This is a genomic window from Sphingomonas arvum (genome assembly GCF_026013565.1).
GTDB lineage: Bacteria > Pseudomonadota > Alphaproteobacteria > Sphingomonadales > Sphingomonadaceae > Sphingomicrobium > Sphingomicrobium arvum.
Genome location: NZ_JAPDOB010000001.1, coordinates 1,513,786 through 1,514,560 on the forward strand (window position 1 = coordinate 1,513,786; position 775 = coordinate 1,514,560).

General features: G+C 64.9%; 1 protein-coding gene. It reads left to right on the plus strand.

Annotated features, from left to right (window positions below):
* On the plus strand, positions 1-775 hold a 775-nt coding region (locus OMW55_RS07385; RefSeq protein WP_264882046.1), incomplete at both ends, for a VCBS domain-containing protein.

Consider the following 775-nt stretch of genomic DNA (forward strand, 5'->3'; position numbering starts at 1 on the left):
ACGCCAACACCGATGTCCAGCATCTGCCGGCGGGCCAGACCCTGACCGACAGCATCCTGGTGACCTCCGAGGACGGCACGGCGACCAAGACCATCACGGTTACGATCACCGGCACCAACGATGTGGTCACGGTGGTTGCCGCGGACACCACGGCTTTGGGCGCGGTGGTTGAGGACACCACCAGCGTCGCGTCGGGCACGATCGCCTTCACCGACGTGGACCTCAAGGACGGCCACACCTCCAGCGTTGCGCCGGCTCCGGCCAACACCACCAGCCTGGGCAGCCTAGTGCTGGGCGCGGTCAACGAGGCTGCCGGCGCTGCCGGTGGCACGGTGGGCTGGACCTACACCATCAACGATGCGGCTGCTCAGTACCTGGCCGCTGGCGAAGTCGTCACCGAAACCTACGTGGTCACGCTGGATGACGGCCATGGCTCCACCACCACCCAGAACGTGACGGTGACGATCACCGGCACCAACGATGTGGCCGTGATCGGCAATCCGACGGTTGCTTCGGTGACCGAGGATGTGGCGGTGACCAACGGCAACCTGGTTGCCAGCGGGTCAATCTCGATCAGCGATGCCGACCATGACCAGAGCTCGTTCCAGACCACGGTCGCTGGCGCCCAGGGCAACCTTGGCACCCTGACCCTGGCCGCCAACGGAAGCTACACCTACTCGGTTGCGAACAGCGCCACCCAGTACCTGCAGGCGAACGAGACCAAGATCGATACGTTCACCGTCACGGCGCTGGATGGTACAACCAAGCAGGTCAG